The organism is Hyalangium versicolor, from assembly GCF_020103695.1.
Taxonomy (GTDB): domain Bacteria; phylum Myxococcota; class Myxococcia; order Myxococcales; family Myxococcaceae; genus Hyalangium; species Hyalangium versicolor.
In genome coordinates, this window is sequence record NZ_JAHXBF010000042.1 from 34,254 (window position 1) to 48,171 (window position 13,918).

Here is a 13,918-nt window from a genome sequence, read left to right on the forward strand (position 1 = left end):
GCCCTCTATCATGCCCCCATGCGACTCTGCGTGCTCCACCCCTCGTATGAGCAGTCCAGCTCGCCGCTCAAAGAGGTGGATCCGGTCCAGGACCCGTCTCGGCTGATACCCGAGCACACGTGGGAGCGCTCCTTCATCCACAAGGGGACCGCCGTGCAGACGGTCCGGCAGCTGGCCGGTCGCGGCTATGACGCCTTCGTCAACATGTGCGACGGGGCCTGGGAAGAGGACGTGGCCGGAGTCGAGGTCGCCATCGAACTGGAGCGGCTGGGAGTGGCGTACACGGGCCCCAGCCCCCAGTTCTTCGAGCCGAGCCGCCAGGTGATCAAGTTGATCTGTCACCGCATTGGAGTCGATACGCCGCGGCACGCCTTTGTCGCACGGATTGCGGACGCCGAGCGCGCGGCCTCGTCGCTGCGCTTCCCGATGATCGTCAAGCACCCGAACAGCTACTGCAGCATCGGGATGACGCGGAGCTCTCGGGTCGAGAAGCGAGAGCAGCTCCTGGAGCGGGTGGAGCAGATGCTGGCACAGTACGGAGAGGCGCTGATCGAGGAGTTCATTGACGGGCCTGAGTTCACCGCCCTGGTGGCCGAGCCGGGGCTGAACGAGAGCACGCCTCGGGCCTATCCCCCCGTGGAGATCCTCTTCCCAGAGGGGGAGAGCTTCAAACACTTCGATCTCAAGTGGTCGGACTACGCGCAGATGGGCACGCGGCGCGTGTCGGATGCGGCGCTGGAGTTGCGCCTCCAGCAATTGGGGCAGCGCGTCTTCGCCGCCCTGAAGGGAGTCAGCTACGCCCGACTCGATGTGCGCATGGGTCCGGACGGGCGGCTGCACCTGCTCGACGTGAACCCGTCCTGCGGAGTGTTCTATCCGCCGGGCCAGTTCGGCAGCGCGGACATCATCCTCTCGAATGATCCGGGAGGGCAGCGCGGCTTCCTGGAGCACATCATCGCGTGTGCCCTGCGCCGCCAGGAGGCACGCCGTCCCAGGATACGGATCGAGTACGGCCACCCAGGAGGCTATGGGCTGGCCGCCGCGAAGGACCTGGCCGAGGGAGAGTGCATCCTGGCCGGAGAGGGGCGTCCGCACTCGCTCATGAGCTGGCGGCACGTCGAGCGGACGTGGGCCGATGGGCAGCGAGAGGCTCTGTCTCGCTGGTCCCATCCGCTCTCGGAGGGAGTCCTCGCAGGGGGGCTCGAGTCTCCCGAGGAGTGGTCTGTCATCAACCACTCCTGCGAGCCGAACGCCTGGCTCAACGGGCTCGACTTCGTGGCAAGACGCCCGATCCGGGAGGGCGAGCCCATCACGATCGACTACGCCACGCTCTACGGGCCGACGATGGCGGAGTTCACGTGTGAGTGTGGGAGCCAGGGCTGCCGGGGCACCATCCGCGGCACGGACCACCTGGAGCCCTGGGTGGAGGCTCGGTACGGCGATCACGTATCCCCCTACGTGAAACAGGCCCGAAAGCGAGCCTAAGTCACGGATATGCCCCACTCAGTGTGGGTGAGCAGCACGGGCGCCGAGCCGGTGCAAGTTGCCTGATGGAGCGCAGGTTCCGGGGACAATGGGTCGAGAGGCGAGACGGGGCATTGCACCCGGCAGGCCAACGCAGAGTGCCTCCGAGAAACAGGCACTTGCGTGCGTGGTACAACCCAGAAAGCCTGCGGGCGGGTTCTTCACCGTCCACGGACGGAGACTGACAGTCCATCTTTGAGACGGGTCAGCATGGACCTCCTCCCTGAGAGACCACTGCGAACCAGTTCGCACTGAGCCTCGACCCCTGTCGCCACTGCGAACCAGTTCGCACTGAGCCTCAACCCCTGCCGCCACTGCGAACCAGTTCGTACTGAGCCTCAACCCCTGCCGCCACTGCGAACCAGTTCGCACTGTGGGCCGCCCCCGACATCAACGGGTGATATGGCGGGTAAGGTCCCACTGCTCGCTGATCCAGCCCGCCGCGGTTCCCTGATCCGCGATCCAGGTACCGGGAGTGAGGCCGGGCTCTGCCAAAGGGGCTCCCGACTCGAGGCAAACAGGGTACTTGCTTCCATCGGGGAGTGTCGCCTCGTTCCAACGGTAGTAAATCCCGCTGGGAGAGTCTGCGTTAGGGATAGGCGCATGGAACACCCTGCCGGACAGCAGCGAGCCTTCCACCAACTTGCCTTGGGTGTACCGCACCTTGCTGGTGATGACCTGACCGACTGTGACGATCGCACGCCCCTTGCACATCCGTCCTCCTTCAGTGTCGCACGGTGCCTTGGCGTCCAGGGCCAGGTTGACCGGGGTCTCTCGGCGCGGAATCTCGAGCAGCTTCATCGCTTCCACCGACTCGGTGCGGCACTCGCCCATGATCGGCTGTCGCACCTGAGCAGCCGGGCAGCCCGCCTGAGACGCGACGATGGTGCCCGCAATCGCCGCGCACTTGCACCACTCCAACCATTTGGGGTTGCCACGCGCAGGAGGTGTCTTCTGCGAGCACAGGGACGAGACAGCAGCGTCGGGACTTCGGCGGGTATTCACAGGGGGGCCTTTCTCCGAGGGGGCAACGGGCTGTGAGGGGGCGGGCTGCGGATGCGGCGGATGCGCCGGCAACGGAGAGGTTATGGGAAGCGCCGGAGGCTGTGCTTGCGCCGCGGGCGCGGGGGGCTCCTGGGAGGGAGCTTCTTCGCTCCTGGGTGAAGAGAGGACCTCCCGCTCCGGCTTTCCTCCTCGCAACAGCAGGTATGCGCCACACACCACAACGGCTCCCAGGCCCACCGTGGCCAGGGCCACCCTGCTCGCTCCACGGCGCTTCATGGACACGGGATTGACGCGTGGAACCTCAGCCGGGACTGCCTCAAGGGCAGGCTTGGGCGGAGCCACCTCTGGTAGGGACTGGGGTGGCAGCGCCTGTAGCGGCCGCTTCATCCAGGAGTCCGCTTGGAGGGAGAGCAGCTCCGGCAGGTCCCTCCGTGCGGCCTCCGCACTCACAGGCCGTTGCTCCGGCTTGAGCGCCACCAACCGGGCGACGAAGTGGCTCAGCGGCACGGGCACCCGCTCATTCACCTCATGCGCGGGCGGAAAGCCCAACGGGCTCAGCGGCTGAGGCGCAGGGTGGCTGTGCGGCTGTGGGTCTGTCAGCAAGTCATACAGGGTGACTCCCAGCGCGTACACCTCATCGGTCACCTTGAAGACGTAGCGCGCCGCTTTGTCATGCCGGTGCTCGGCGTCGAAGCGCCCGGCCTCGGGCGAGGTGTAGCGAGGGGTGCCTGGCGGCAGGCGTGTTCCCGTCAACTGGGGGGCGGCGGGTATTGGGAAATGCGCTACCCCGTAGTCCACGATCACCGGCTCCCCGGTCTGTGCCTGTACCAGGATGTTTCCGGGCTTCAAGTCCCGGTGGAAGATGCCCTGGCCGTGCATGTAGGCCAGCGCCTCCAGCAACCGGTCGGCGAGCACCACCACCTCATGGGGCGTCACGCGCGAGCGCTCGGCCCACTCGTCCAGGGTGTAGCCCTTCACGAAGTCCATCACCACGTAGAAGAAGCCCTCGCGGGCGTGAGGCCAACGGCCATGGGCCCACACCCGGGCAATGTAGCGGTGGCGCAGCGACAGCATGCACGACAGCTCGCGCTGGGCGCGCGCATCCGTGTGCCGCGCATCCTGGCTCTGCTCGAGGTAGCGCGCCATCTTCAGGGCGTAGGACTCGCCGCCTTTCTCCACCTCGTACAACGTGCCGTAAGCGCCGCCGTCTACCCGGCGCACCACCCGCCAGCCGTCCACCAGCGTGCCCACCGGGAGGTTGTCGGGATCCACCTCTTCCATCATCGCCCTGCACGCTCCTTTCCTGGGACCAGCGGAATCTCCACATCCCTTACCTTCAGGCTCCGGCCGCCCTCGTCCCGCAGTTCCAAGGTGAAAACGGAGTCTTCAGGGGTTGAGGGCAGCTCCACCTCCACCACGATCGTGCCCCATTCCCCAGCCATCAGCGGGTCCTGCCTCGCGTGCACGGCTCGCACTCGTACCTCCGTACCCTTGTGAGTCTGGCGGCGCAGCGTTGCAGCGGTGGGTGTCCACGGCTCCGGGCCTGCGGCACTCGTCAGCGTCAGCACCAGGAACACCTGGGTTCCGAGCCGGTAGACCCAGCCACGCACCCTGGGATCCTTCTTGAAAGGGGCGGCCTGGACGGAGTCTCCTGCAAGCCAATCCACCAGCACCCACACCTCGGCGCGTGTACTCGCGCAGCGAGCCTGCGCCTCTGCGAGCGAAGCCTGGCACGACGCCAACGTCTGCCGCTTCCTCACGGCGGTGACCTGGAGATCCACTTCACCGGGCTGCGACACGAGCACGAAGGCAGCCCACTCCGGCTGGGCTCCGTCCGCGTACCGCACGCGCAGCACCCAGCGCTCCTTCGGGGCGGGTGTCACTATCGGTTCCAGCACGAGGGTGCGTTCGCCCACGTCCACGAGCCGGATGCGCGTCGTGTCGAGTTGCACCGAAGCCTTGTCCACAGGCGCGTCCAGGAGGATGAGGGTCGTGCTCCCCGCAGCCACCCGAACCTCGGGGAGCGGCTCACCAGCCTGGGCGGCGATGGTGACGTGCCGTCCACGTATCAGCGAAGGCTGAGCCGTGGCTTCGGTCAGCACCAGCAACCCTCCCAACGCCCAAGCACATGTGACAGGTCGGAGCATTCAGCAGTAACCTCCCAGGTCACACGCTACCATTCTCCCTTCGACAGAGAGGCACAGGTTGGCCTCTGCTCCTATAGACCTCAGATTCCTGGGCTCCTCTCACGGAGCCTCCCCCCGTACGATCTCGATGCCCGCGAGCCTGGTGTGTAGACGGCCTTGTCGAGCAGTGGCTTTCCCTCCGAGGGGCTGCTGGGAGAACCCGCCTGCACCCGCTTGGCCGTTGTCGGAAGCACCCTCGTCATTTCCCTACCAGCAACAGCGGTCGCCATGGCGGCCCAGAGCATGGGAGGAAGAGACTCCACAACCGAGGCCAACCCTGCCTGTAACGGAACTTCATGGTCGGCGGATGGCGGACACCTTCTTCCGAAGGAGTTGAAGAACTTCCGCTGGGACACGGCTCACCTGAAAGGCTGCCGGTTCAAGGGCCGCTTCACGGGCAACGACTTCGGCGAGTGGCCCTCCGCGCCGGGCCACGGCAGCATCGAGGACTGTGACTTCTCGGAAGCCCATGTGGATTGGTCACGCTTTCTCGGTGGCGATGCACGCACCCTGCGCTTCCCACGATGGCCGTGCTTTACCTTCCTGGATCCGTTCCCTCGCTGGAAGGAACTGCAGGCACTGCCCTGGCCTGGCGACAAGGGGCCTATCATTGGCGATGTGCTTGCGGCGGGCCCCCCATCCACGGTGGCGTTCACGCTCTCGGCCACAAAGCTGGCGAAGTGGTGCAGCACGACCCCGGAAGCCATCAAGGCGATCGTGGAGAAGGTCGAGGGGGTGTACTTCTGATTCCCCCTCCTGCTCGCGAGCACCCTGCCCTCACCCGAGGAACAGCATCTTTCTTGGGTATCGCTGAGAGGAAAGTGTCTCGCGATTGGAGCCCCTCAGCCCATCGCACCCTCGAATTCGAGCAGCCACTTCTTGGTGGGCAGTCCACCGCCGAATCCTGTCAGGCTCCCGTTGGAGCCGATCACCCGGTGGCACGGCACGATGAGAGGAATGGGGTTCTGCCCGTTCGCGAGTCCCACCGCGCGTACCGCCTTGGGTCGACCGATCTGGTTGGCGACCCGCGCGTAGCTGACCGTCTGGCCAAAGGGAATCGCGCTCACCGCGCGCCACACCTGATGCTGGAACTCGGTTCCGCTCGCCGCGAGCGTCACGTCCCCGAAGTTCGTCCGGCGGCCCGCGAAGTACTCCTGCAATGCCGTGCAGGCCTGCTCCAGGTGAACCCGAGCCGACGCAGTGCCCCGAGCCTCTGGCAGCGTCTTTTCATCACAAGCGAAGAGGATGGTGACGAGCCCTTCCTGATTCGCGGCAAGCCGCAGCTCACCAATCGGAGTCTGCAAACGCGTTGTGACGAGATCATCCGTCATGGGGATCTTCATGAATGTACCCTCCGAGTTCAGGCCGCCACGCTCGAGACCTGTTCGAGCATCGGCTCCGTCCACAGCAGCAGCGCCGCGTAGCCTCGCCACGGGCGCCAGGCCTCCGCCATCCGTTCGAGCACCCGCGGCTCGATCGCCACGCCGCCTCCCGCCACCTTGCGCAAACCAAGGTCGGCCGTGGGGAAGGCATCTGGCTCACCGAGCGCACGAAGCGCCACATAATGCGCCGTCCACTCGCCAATCCCTGGCAGCGAGACGAGCCGCGCCACGCTGTCCTCCAGGCTCACGCCCGGTTTCAGCTCACACGCTCCCGAGGCACACGCCGCCGCCAGACTCTTCAGGGCGTGGATGCGCCCCCCGGTCAGCCCCAGCCCGGAGAGGTCCGCCTGGGCCAATTCCTCCGCTGTCGGGAAGAGATGGGTCAGGCCATCACGCGCGACCACCTGTCTGCCGCACCGCTGCACCAGCCGTCCCGCCAGCGTCGTCGCGCCCTTGACGGAGACCTGTTGGCCCAACACGGCCCGGACAAACAACTCGAAAGGTTCGAACGTGCCCGGGATGCGCAGTCCTCGCGCTCGCGCGAGTCGAGGCCCGAGGATCGGATCGCTCCCCAGAGCCGCGGCGATGGCTGCGGGATCCGCATTGAGATCGAACAACCGGCGCAAGCGCGCCACGATCTGGCGAACCGGCGCCGAACCCGAGGCGTCGATGCGAACCCTGAGCGAGCGCAGCTCGGGATTGTGTGAAACCTCGAGCGTGCCGGTGGTGCCGCCCAGCCGATAGGTGCGGCGGTAGGTCCCAGCCTCCACCACCTCGACCCCCGGAATCGCTCGTCCCGCGAGGTAGCCAAGCACCCGCTCCCAATCGAAAGGCGGGCGGTACCCGAGCCGCAGCGAGATGGCCGAGGAAGCCCCCGCCTCCGAAGCCTTCGACGGGCGCCGCAAGGTGCTTGGGCTGCGGCCGTAGGCCTTCTGCACGGCATCATTGAACCGGCGCAGGCTCTGGAAGCCCGAGGCGATGGCGACCTCGCTGAAGGGCAGCACGGTCTCCGTGATGAGCTGCTTCGCCGCCAGCAGCCGGCGACTGCTCGCCACCGCGTGAGGACTGGCCCCCAGGTGCCGCACGAACACCCGGTGAAGCTGCCGCACGCCTACGCCCAGCCTCGCGGCAAGCTGCTCGACCGAGCCCTCATCGAGCGCGCCCTCGTCAATCAGCCGCAGCGCCCGCGCCACGCTCGCCTCGGTCCCGGCCCAGGCTGGAGTGTCCGGCGCCGTCTCGGGCCGGCAGCGCAGACAGGAGCGGTAGCCCAGCTCCTCGGCGGCGGCAGCGCTCGGGACGAAGATGCAGTTCTCCCGCTTGGGCGTCCGAGCGGGACAGATGGGCCGACAGTAGATGCCGGTGGTCTTCACACAGGTGAAGAAGCGCCCGTCGAACCGAGCATCCCGCCCCGAGAGCGCCCGGTAACAAAGGTCCTGGTCGAGAAGGTCTTGGCTTTCCATGCAGTACCGTAGATGGCAGGCCTGAGCCCGGGGCGCTCGCCAGAATCGGACATCACCGCCCGGCCCCGTTCAGGACAGGTCCGAGAGCCGCTCGTCGATCTCCTCGGCCAGCCCCGGGTGGCCCTGAGCCAGGGCCAGCGCCTTGGCCTGCTCCAGCACCTCACGAGCCTTGTCCGTCTGCCCTGCACCCACATGGGCATCCCCCAGCGACACCAGCGCTGCCGCATAGCTGGAATCCAGGCGGACGGCCGCCTCCAGGCTCTTCACCGCCTCGGCGTACTGCTTGCGCTCCAAGTACGCCTTTCCCAGGGAAAAGTGGGCCATGGGAGCATCAGGGAAGTCGGCCGCCATCTTCTGGAACTGCTCCAACCGGGCATCGCTCATGCGCCTCTGATAGAGGAGAGCCATGACGGTTGCCAAGGAAGACGTTCGCTCCCTCGCCGAGCAGGCCCGGGCTGCCTCCCGGAAGCTCTCCATCGCCCCCACGCGGCAGAAGGATGACGCGCTGCGGAGCATGGCCCGCCACCTGCGCTCGGCCGCTCCCTCCATCCTCGCCGCCAACGCCGAGGACGTCTCGGCCGCCCGCTCGGCCGGCAAGAACGCCGCCTTCCTCGACCGGCTCCTCCTGGACGAAAAACGCCTCGAATCCATGGCTCGCGCCGTAGAAGAGGTCGCCGGCCTCGAGGACCCCGTCGGCGAGGAGACCGAGCACTGGAAGCGCCCCAACGGCCTGCAGGTGCGCAAGGTGCGCCTGCCCCTGGGCGTGGTGCTGATGATCTACGAGTCCCGCCCCAACGTGACGAGCGACGCCGCCACCCTGTGCCTCAAGAGCGGCAACGCCGTGCTCCTGCGCGGCGGCAGCGAGTCCGCCCGCTCCAACCAGGCCATCGCCCGGGCGCTCCAGGCAGGCCTCCAGGAGGCTGGGCTCCCCGAGCACGCCATCCAGGTCGTCCCCGCCGGAGAGCGTGAATCCCTCCTGGAGCTGCTCAAGCTCGAGGGACTCATCGACCTGTGCATCCCCCGAGGCGGTGAGGGGCTCATCCGCTTCGTGGCGGAGAACGCCCGCATCCCCGTGGTGAAGCACTACAAGGGCGTCTGCCACGTCTACGTGCACGAGGCGGCGGACCTGGACATGGCCACCCGCATCACCGTGAACGCCAAGGCCAGCCGCCCGGGCGTCTGCAACGCCGCCGAGTGTCTCCTGGTGGACCGCGCCGTGGCCGAGCAGTTCCTGCCCACCGTGGCGCGTGCGCTGGCGGACAAGCAGGTGGAGCTGCGCGGCTGCCCCACAACCGTGGCGGTGCTCTCCCGAGCCGGCGTGCCCGTGAAGCCCGCCGCCGAGGACGACTACGGACGCGAGTTCCTGGACCTCATCCTCGCCATCCGCGTGGTGAAGGACCTGGACGCGGCGCTGGCCCACATCTCCCGTTACGGCAGTGAACACACCGAGGCCATCGTCACCGGGGACGAGGAGGCGGCCACCCGCTTCACCCGGGAGGTGACGGCCAGCGGGGTGCTGTGGAATGCCTCCACCCGCTTCAACGACGGGGGAGAGCTGGGGCTGGGCGCGGAGATTGGAATCTCGACCAGCAGGCTCCATGCCTTTGGCCCCATGGGTTTACGAGAGTTGACGAGTCAGAAGTACGTCGTCCACGGGCGCGGTCAGGTGCGCTAGGGTGGCACCCCACACATGGCACTGAAGAAGAAGAAGACGAGTTCCCCGAAGGCAAAGAGCGGCGCGAAGAAGGCGCCCGCGGCACGCGGCAAGAAGGCGGCGGCCAAGAAGCAGCCCGCGCGCAAGCGTCTGGCCCCACCCAAGCAGCGCAAGAAGCTGCTCCCCGCAGCGCCTCCCGAGGCCCCCGCCGGCCCACCCGAGAACCCTCGCGCCAAGGCGCTGGCGCACAAGATCGCCCAGCTGCTGCTCGACAAGAAGGCGCTGGACGTGATGGTGCTCGACGTGCGCGGCATGGCCTCGTACGCGGACTACATCGTGCTGGCCTCGGGCGATAGCGATCGCCAGGTGAGCGCCATGGCGGAGAACGTCCACGTGAAGATCAAGGAGGAGGACAGCCTCCACCCCTCTGGCACCGAGGGTAAGGAGACGGGCCAGTGGGTGCTGCTGGACTACGGCGAGGTGGTGGCGCACCTGTTCCTCAACGACGTGCGCGCCTTCTATGATCTCGAGGGCCTCTGGGCCGACGCGCCTCGGGAGAAGCTCTCCTGAAGGTCCGCCTCCTCTCGATAGGCAAGGATCGCTCGGGCCTGTTCGAGCCGGGCGTCCAGGAGTACGCCTCTCGGTTGGCGCACTACACGCGCTTCGAGCTGGTGGAGCTGTCCGAGGCCAGCGGCAAGAAGCTCAAGCCCGGGGACGCCAAGACCGCCGAGGCGCAGGCCATCCTCGGCCGCCTCAAGCCCCAGGATTGGCTGGTGGCCATGGACGAGCGCGGCAAGCAGTTGGACTCGGTGGAACTCAGCCGCTACGTGGCCAAGGCGCAGACGGGAGCGAAGGACCTGCTCTTCGTCATCGGCGGCGACGAGGGGCTGGACGAGACGGTGCGCCAGGCCGCGCACCTCACGCTCTCGCTGTCCCGGATGACGCTGCCGCACCGGATGGCGAGGCTGGTGCTCGTCGAGCAGCTCTACCGGGCCTTCACCCTCCTGAAGGGTGAGCCGTACCACAAGTAACGCGGAGCGTCGGAGCGTCAGGGGCCTTTTGGGCGAGGCGTCCGGCCGCCCATGATGACCTCCCCCTCCGCGAATCGTCCGGGTGCTCGAGTTCGAATCATCGCCTCCTCCCAGTCCTGGATCGAAGGCGAGGCCATCCGCCAGTTGGAAGGCGTGGCTCGATTTCCAGGCATGCGGCTCGCAGTGGGGTTGCCGGATCTCCATCCTGGCAAGGGAGCACCGGTGGGCGCGGCACTCGCCTCGGAAGGCTTCCTCTATCCCTTCCTCGTCGGCAACGACATCGGCTGTGGGATGGGGCTGTGGGACGTGGACCTGCCAGTCCGCAAAGCCAAGGCAGAGCGGTGGGCGGCGAGACTGGATCTGGATGGGCCGTGGGAGGGAAACGCTGCGGCCTTCCTCGAGGAGCAGGGGGTGAAGAGCTCCGGCTTCGAGGAGGCACTGGGGACGGTGGGCGGAGGCAACCACTTCGCGGAGGTACAGCGGGTGGATGAAGTGCACGACGCGGAGACCTTCGCGTCGCTGAGGCTGAGGGAGGACCGGCTGCTGCTGCTCGTCCACTCCGGCTCACGCGGTCTGGGCGAGGCGACGCTGAGAGCCCATGTCGACCGGCACGGCGCCGGGGGCCTGGCGGAGGACTCGGGTGAGGCTCGGACGTATCTGACCCGGCACGATCACGCGGTGGCCTGGGGCCGAGCCAACCGGGCGGCGATTGCTCAACGGATGCTGGACGGCATCGGAGCCAGTGGCCGGCGAGTTCTGGATGTCTGCCACAACAGCGTCATCTCAAAAGAAGTGGAAGGTTGTACCTGCTGGCTGCATCGAAAGGGCGCGGCGCCATCGGACCAGGGCCCCGTGGTGATCCCCGGCAGTCGCGGCGCGCTGAGCTACCTGGTCCTTCCGATGGGCGATGGTTCCTCGAATGCGCACAGCCTGGCGCACGGCGCCGGCCGCAAGTGGAACCGCACCACCGCCCGTGAGCGGATGCGCGAGCGATTCAGCGCCGAGTCCCTCACCCGCACCTCCTTCAAGAGCCACGTCATCTGCGAGGATCGCGATCTCCTCTTCGAAGAGGCACCGCCCGCATACAAGGCCATCGACCGCGTGGTGACGGATCTGGTGGAGGCGGGGCTCGTCCGGGTCATTGCCACGCTGGCCCCGGTGCTCACGTACAAGAAGCGCGGCTCGCACTCCTAACGAGCCACGGGCGTGAAGTCCTCCACCCGCTCGTTGTGGAGGTCGAAGTTCTTCGGATTCGGCTCTCCTTCGGTCTCCTGCAGCACCACGTGCGCGTTCGTCACCGTCCGCTGACGGTGGGGAATGAGGGTCTCTGGCTCGGCGATGAACTCCAGGGTGCTGTCGATGCTCAGCTTCGTCACCTTCATCTCCGGGATCGCCACGTCCATCAGCCCCATGTTCGCCTTCATGAAGGACTTCACCCGTTTCAGTAGCTCCTCCATCGACTGATCGAGCGCCTTCGGATCCAGCGAGGACTCCAGAACCAAGCGGACGCAGCGCTTCTCCGCCGCGCCCTCGGTGCACGGGACACGCTCCTTCAGCGTCACGTGCTCCACGGTGCCAGCGCTGCTCCCGAAGAGCGGCACCGTCGTCTGGCTCTTGCGCTCGAACGCCTCCCCCGGCTTCAACGCGAGCCCGTTCCATTTCCCCACCAGCGCCGCCCACCGCAACCGCGTGGCCTGCTCCAGCGCATCGCGCACCAGCCCAGTGATCTGCTCCTGTTGCTCCTTTGGGAGCCCCTGGCTCTCGGCCTCCCGGGCCATGTCCTGGACGATCTGCTCGACTCCCTCGATGCGCTTCAACTCCCCCTGGGGGCCCAACACGATGGCGGGCGTCGGCAGTTGCGGCCCCTCCTCGGCAGTGCCCGGTGCCGGCGTCATCTGCTCGGTGATCAGCTTTCGCTCCTCTCCCTTCCCTTCCAGCCGGAGCTGGTAGCTCAACGTTGACTGCTCCGGAGGCTGCGCGTTCTGCGTCGCAGTGTTGGTGGAGGCCACCTTCACCGCGAGCCCCTCGGGCCACGCAAAGCGCAGCTTCACGGCGTCGCCCGACGCCGACCCACTCGCCCCCGAAGAGGTCGCACAGTGGGTGAGCATCCCGGTGAGCGCCAGGGCGGAGAGAGCACGAAAGAAGCGGAACATGGAGGCTCCAGCCCTGGCGATGGTGGGGGCGTCAGGGGGACGTGCGTTCTAGACCTCGACCGTGCGCGGGGCAACGCCGCAAACCCGCAGTTCTCCCCAAGAGCCCACGCCGGGCGAAGCCCCGCCCAACCGGTATGCTTGTCATACCAGTTGGGCACCAGGCACCGCCCAGGGTGGAGCATCGCAACGCTGTGGCAGATTCCAACGTCCGCAACGGCCTGCTCCCGGGAACCCGCCCCTCTTCTCCACGGTTTGGCCACCTCTCCCTGTCCTTCTGGCCCTGGCACGCCTCCTGCTCTCTGGAGCCAGAGCAGGCTCTGCTCCCACGGAAACGAGAGGGAACCGCCATGACGCTGGCGCAAAGACTCACACTGCTCGTGCTGATGTTCCTGGTCCAATCGGGCCTGTTCGGCTCCTTCGCCTGGAGGTTCACGCAAGCCGCCGCCGCTTCCCCTTCCCAGCTCGCCCCAGGCGAAGGGCCGCGGGAGGCTCCGAAACCCATGTTCGGGCATTCCCCGAATGCATGGGCCAGAGCCCCCGCTGAGACGCACGCGGCTCAGCCGCCGAAGGCCTCGGCGAAGAAGTCGCTCATCGCCTTGTAGGCCCGCTTCGCCACCTTCGGGTTGTACTGCGCCTGGCCGGGCTGGTTGGCATCCACGTCGGTGAAGCTGTGCACCGCGTTGCCGTACACCACCAACTGCCAGTCCGCCTTCGCCTTGCGCATCTCCTCCTGGAAGCCCGCCACCTCCGCGGGGGACTCGTACGGATCATCCGCCCCGTGCAGCGCGAGCACCTTCGCGGTGATGCCCTTGCCCTCCGCAGGAGTGGGCGCATCCAGCCCGCCGTGGAAGGAGACCACCCCCGCCACCTCCGCGCCGCTGCGCGCCAGCTCCAGCACGCTGGTGCCACCGAAGCAGAACCCGATGGCGCCCACCTTCTTCGCATCCAACCCCACCGCCTTGCCCTCGGAGCGCAGCAACTCCAGCGCCTTGTTCACCCGCGTCCGCATGAGCTTCCGGTCTCCCTTCACCGCGCCGGCCGCCTTGCCCGCGTCCTCAGGGCCCTTGGGCCGCACCGCCTCGCCGTACATGTCCGCGACGAAGACGATGTAGTCCTTGCCCGCGACCTCCACCGCCTGCTTCAGGTTCGCCGCGTTGATGCCCAACCAGTTGGGCACCAGCACCAGGCCCGGACGAGGCGTCTTCACCGAATCCTCGTAGATGAGCACGCCTTCGAACTTCGTGCCGCCCACCTCGTACTTCACTGGCTTCTGCACGGGCTTCGCTGCCGCTGCTACGGATAACAAACCCACCAACACCGCCAGGGTTCTCATCGCATCCAGCTCCTTCTCTTCCTCCTCGAGGCCATCTCTCCGGAGGGTGGACGGGAACCTTCCGCGCTCATGCTCGGGGTGTCCAGCAACAACGCCGCGGGGACCTGGTGGCTCGGCCAGAGGGCCTGGGTGTCGGCGATGGGCAGCGCGAACCGGGATGCTTGGCGTGCCCAGCCTGCAGCAACTGGTG

13 protein-coding genes are annotated in these 13,918 nt (G+C 67.2%); 6 read left to right on the forward strand and 7 right to left on the reverse strand.

Going from position 1 to position 13,918, the window contains the following annotated elements:
• Positions 1 to 18 precede the first annotated feature (18 nt).
• The gene (locus KY501_RS48625; protein ID WP_224372244.1) at positions 19 to 1,485 is read left to right on the forward strand and encodes an SET domain-containing protein-lysine N-methyltransferase; all 1,467 of its coding nucleotides are present in this window, start codon (positions 19 to 21) and stop codon (positions 1,483 to 1,485) included.
• 429 nt (positions 1,486 to 1,914) lie between these two features.
• On the opposite strand, the gene KY501_RS48630 is transcribed toward KY501_RS48625, so the two are convergent.
• Positions 1,915 to 3,813, reverse strand: coding sequence for a serine/threonine protein kinase (locus KY501_RS48630; protein ID WP_224372245.1), 1,899 nt, complete (start codon positions 3,811 to 3,813; stop codon positions 1,915 to 1,917).
• Positions 3,810 to 4,676 (reverse strand): DUF2381 family protein, encoded by an 867-nt coding sequence (locus KY501_RS48635; protein WP_224372246.1) that lies wholly within the window; start codon positions 4,674 to 4,676, stop codon positions 3,810 to 3,812. The genes KY501_RS48630 and KY501_RS48635 overlap by 4 nt, the downstream gene beginning before the upstream one ends.
• Positions 4,677 to 5,048: 372 nt before the next feature.
• Here KY501_RS48635 and KY501_RS48640 point away from each other — a divergent pair, with 372 nt between their 5' ends.
• Positions 5,049 to 5,462, forward strand: a complete 414-nt coding sequence (locus tag KY501_RS48640; protein WP_224372247.1) for a hypothetical protein — start codon at positions 5,049 to 5,051, stop codon at positions 5,460 to 5,462.
• A 95-nt stretch (positions 5,463 to 5,557) separates the two neighbouring features.
• On the opposite strand, the gene KY501_RS48645 is transcribed toward KY501_RS48640, so the two are convergent.
• The 3 genes from KY501_RS48645 to KY501_RS48655 all read right to left on the reverse strand — a co-directional run bounded on the left by KY501_RS48645 (position 5,558) and on the right by KY501_RS48655 (position 7,965).
• Positions 5,558 to 6,058 (reverse strand): methylated-DNA--[protein]-cysteine S-methyltransferase, encoded by a 501-nt coding sequence (locus tag KY501_RS48645; protein WP_224372248.1) that lies wholly within the window; start codon positions 6,056 to 6,058, stop codon positions 5,558 to 5,560.
• Between the two features lie 17 nt (positions 6,059 to 6,075).
• The gene (locus tag KY501_RS48650; protein WP_224372249.1) at positions 6,076 to 7,557 is read right to left on the reverse strand and encodes a DNA-3-methyladenine glycosylase 2; all 1,482 of its coding nucleotides are present in this window, start codon (positions 7,555 to 7,557) and stop codon (positions 6,076 to 6,078) included.
• Between the two features lie 69 nt (positions 7,558 to 7,626).
• A complete protein-coding gene (locus KY501_RS48655; RefSeq protein WP_255637463.1) occupies positions 7,627 to 7,965 on the reverse strand; it encodes a tetratricopeptide repeat protein in 339 nt (112 codons plus the stop codon).
• On the opposite strand from KY501_RS48655, the gene KY501_RS48660 reads away from it, so the two are divergent.
• From KY501_RS48660 to KY501_RS48675, 4 genes are read left to right on the forward strand one after another with little or no spacing between them, the layout of a single operon-like run.
• Positions 7,964 to 9,232, forward strand: a complete 1,269-nt coding sequence (locus KY501_RS48660) for a glutamate-5-semialdehyde dehydrogenase (RefSeq protein WP_224372251.1) — start codon at positions 7,964 to 7,966, stop codon at positions 9,230 to 9,232. The genes KY501_RS48655 and KY501_RS48660 overlap by 2 nt on opposite strands.
• A 15-nt stretch (positions 9,233 to 9,247) precedes the next feature.
• Positions 9,248 to 9,781 (forward strand): ribosome silencing factor, encoded by a 534-nt coding sequence (rsfS, locus tag KY501_RS48665; RefSeq protein ID WP_224372252.1) that lies wholly within the window; start codon positions 9,248 to 9,250, stop codon positions 9,779 to 9,781.
• On the forward strand, positions 9,778 to 10,242 hold the full coding sequence (locus KY501_RS48670) for a 23S rRNA (pseudouridine(1915)-N(3))-methyltransferase RlmH (RefSeq protein WP_224372282.1): 465 nt from the start codon (positions 9,778 to 9,780) through the stop codon (positions 10,240 to 10,242). The genes rsfS and KY501_RS48670 overlap by 4 nt, the downstream gene beginning before the upstream one ends.
• 51 nt (positions 10,243 to 10,293) lie before the next feature.
• Positions 10,294 to 11,436 (forward strand): RNA ligase RtcB family protein, encoded by a 1,143-nt coding sequence (locus KY501_RS48675; protein ID WP_224372253.1) that lies wholly within the window; start codon positions 10,294 to 10,296, stop codon positions 11,434 to 11,436.
• On the opposite strand, the gene KY501_RS48680 is transcribed toward KY501_RS48675, so the two are convergent.
• Positions 11,433 to 12,395: a hypothetical protein gene (locus KY501_RS48680; protein ID WP_224372254.1), complete on the reverse strand. Its 963-nt coding sequence runs from the start codon at positions 12,393 to 12,395 to the stop codon at positions 11,433 to 11,435. The genes KY501_RS48675 and KY501_RS48680 overlap by 4 nt on opposite strands.
• Before the next feature lie 556 nt (positions 12,396 to 12,951).
• Positions 12,952 to 13,728 (reverse strand): dienelactone hydrolase family protein, encoded by a 777-nt coding sequence (locus KY501_RS48685; protein ID WP_224372255.1) that lies wholly within the window; start codon positions 13,726 to 13,728, stop codon positions 12,952 to 12,954.
• Positions 13,729 to 13,918 lie beyond the last annotated feature (190 nt).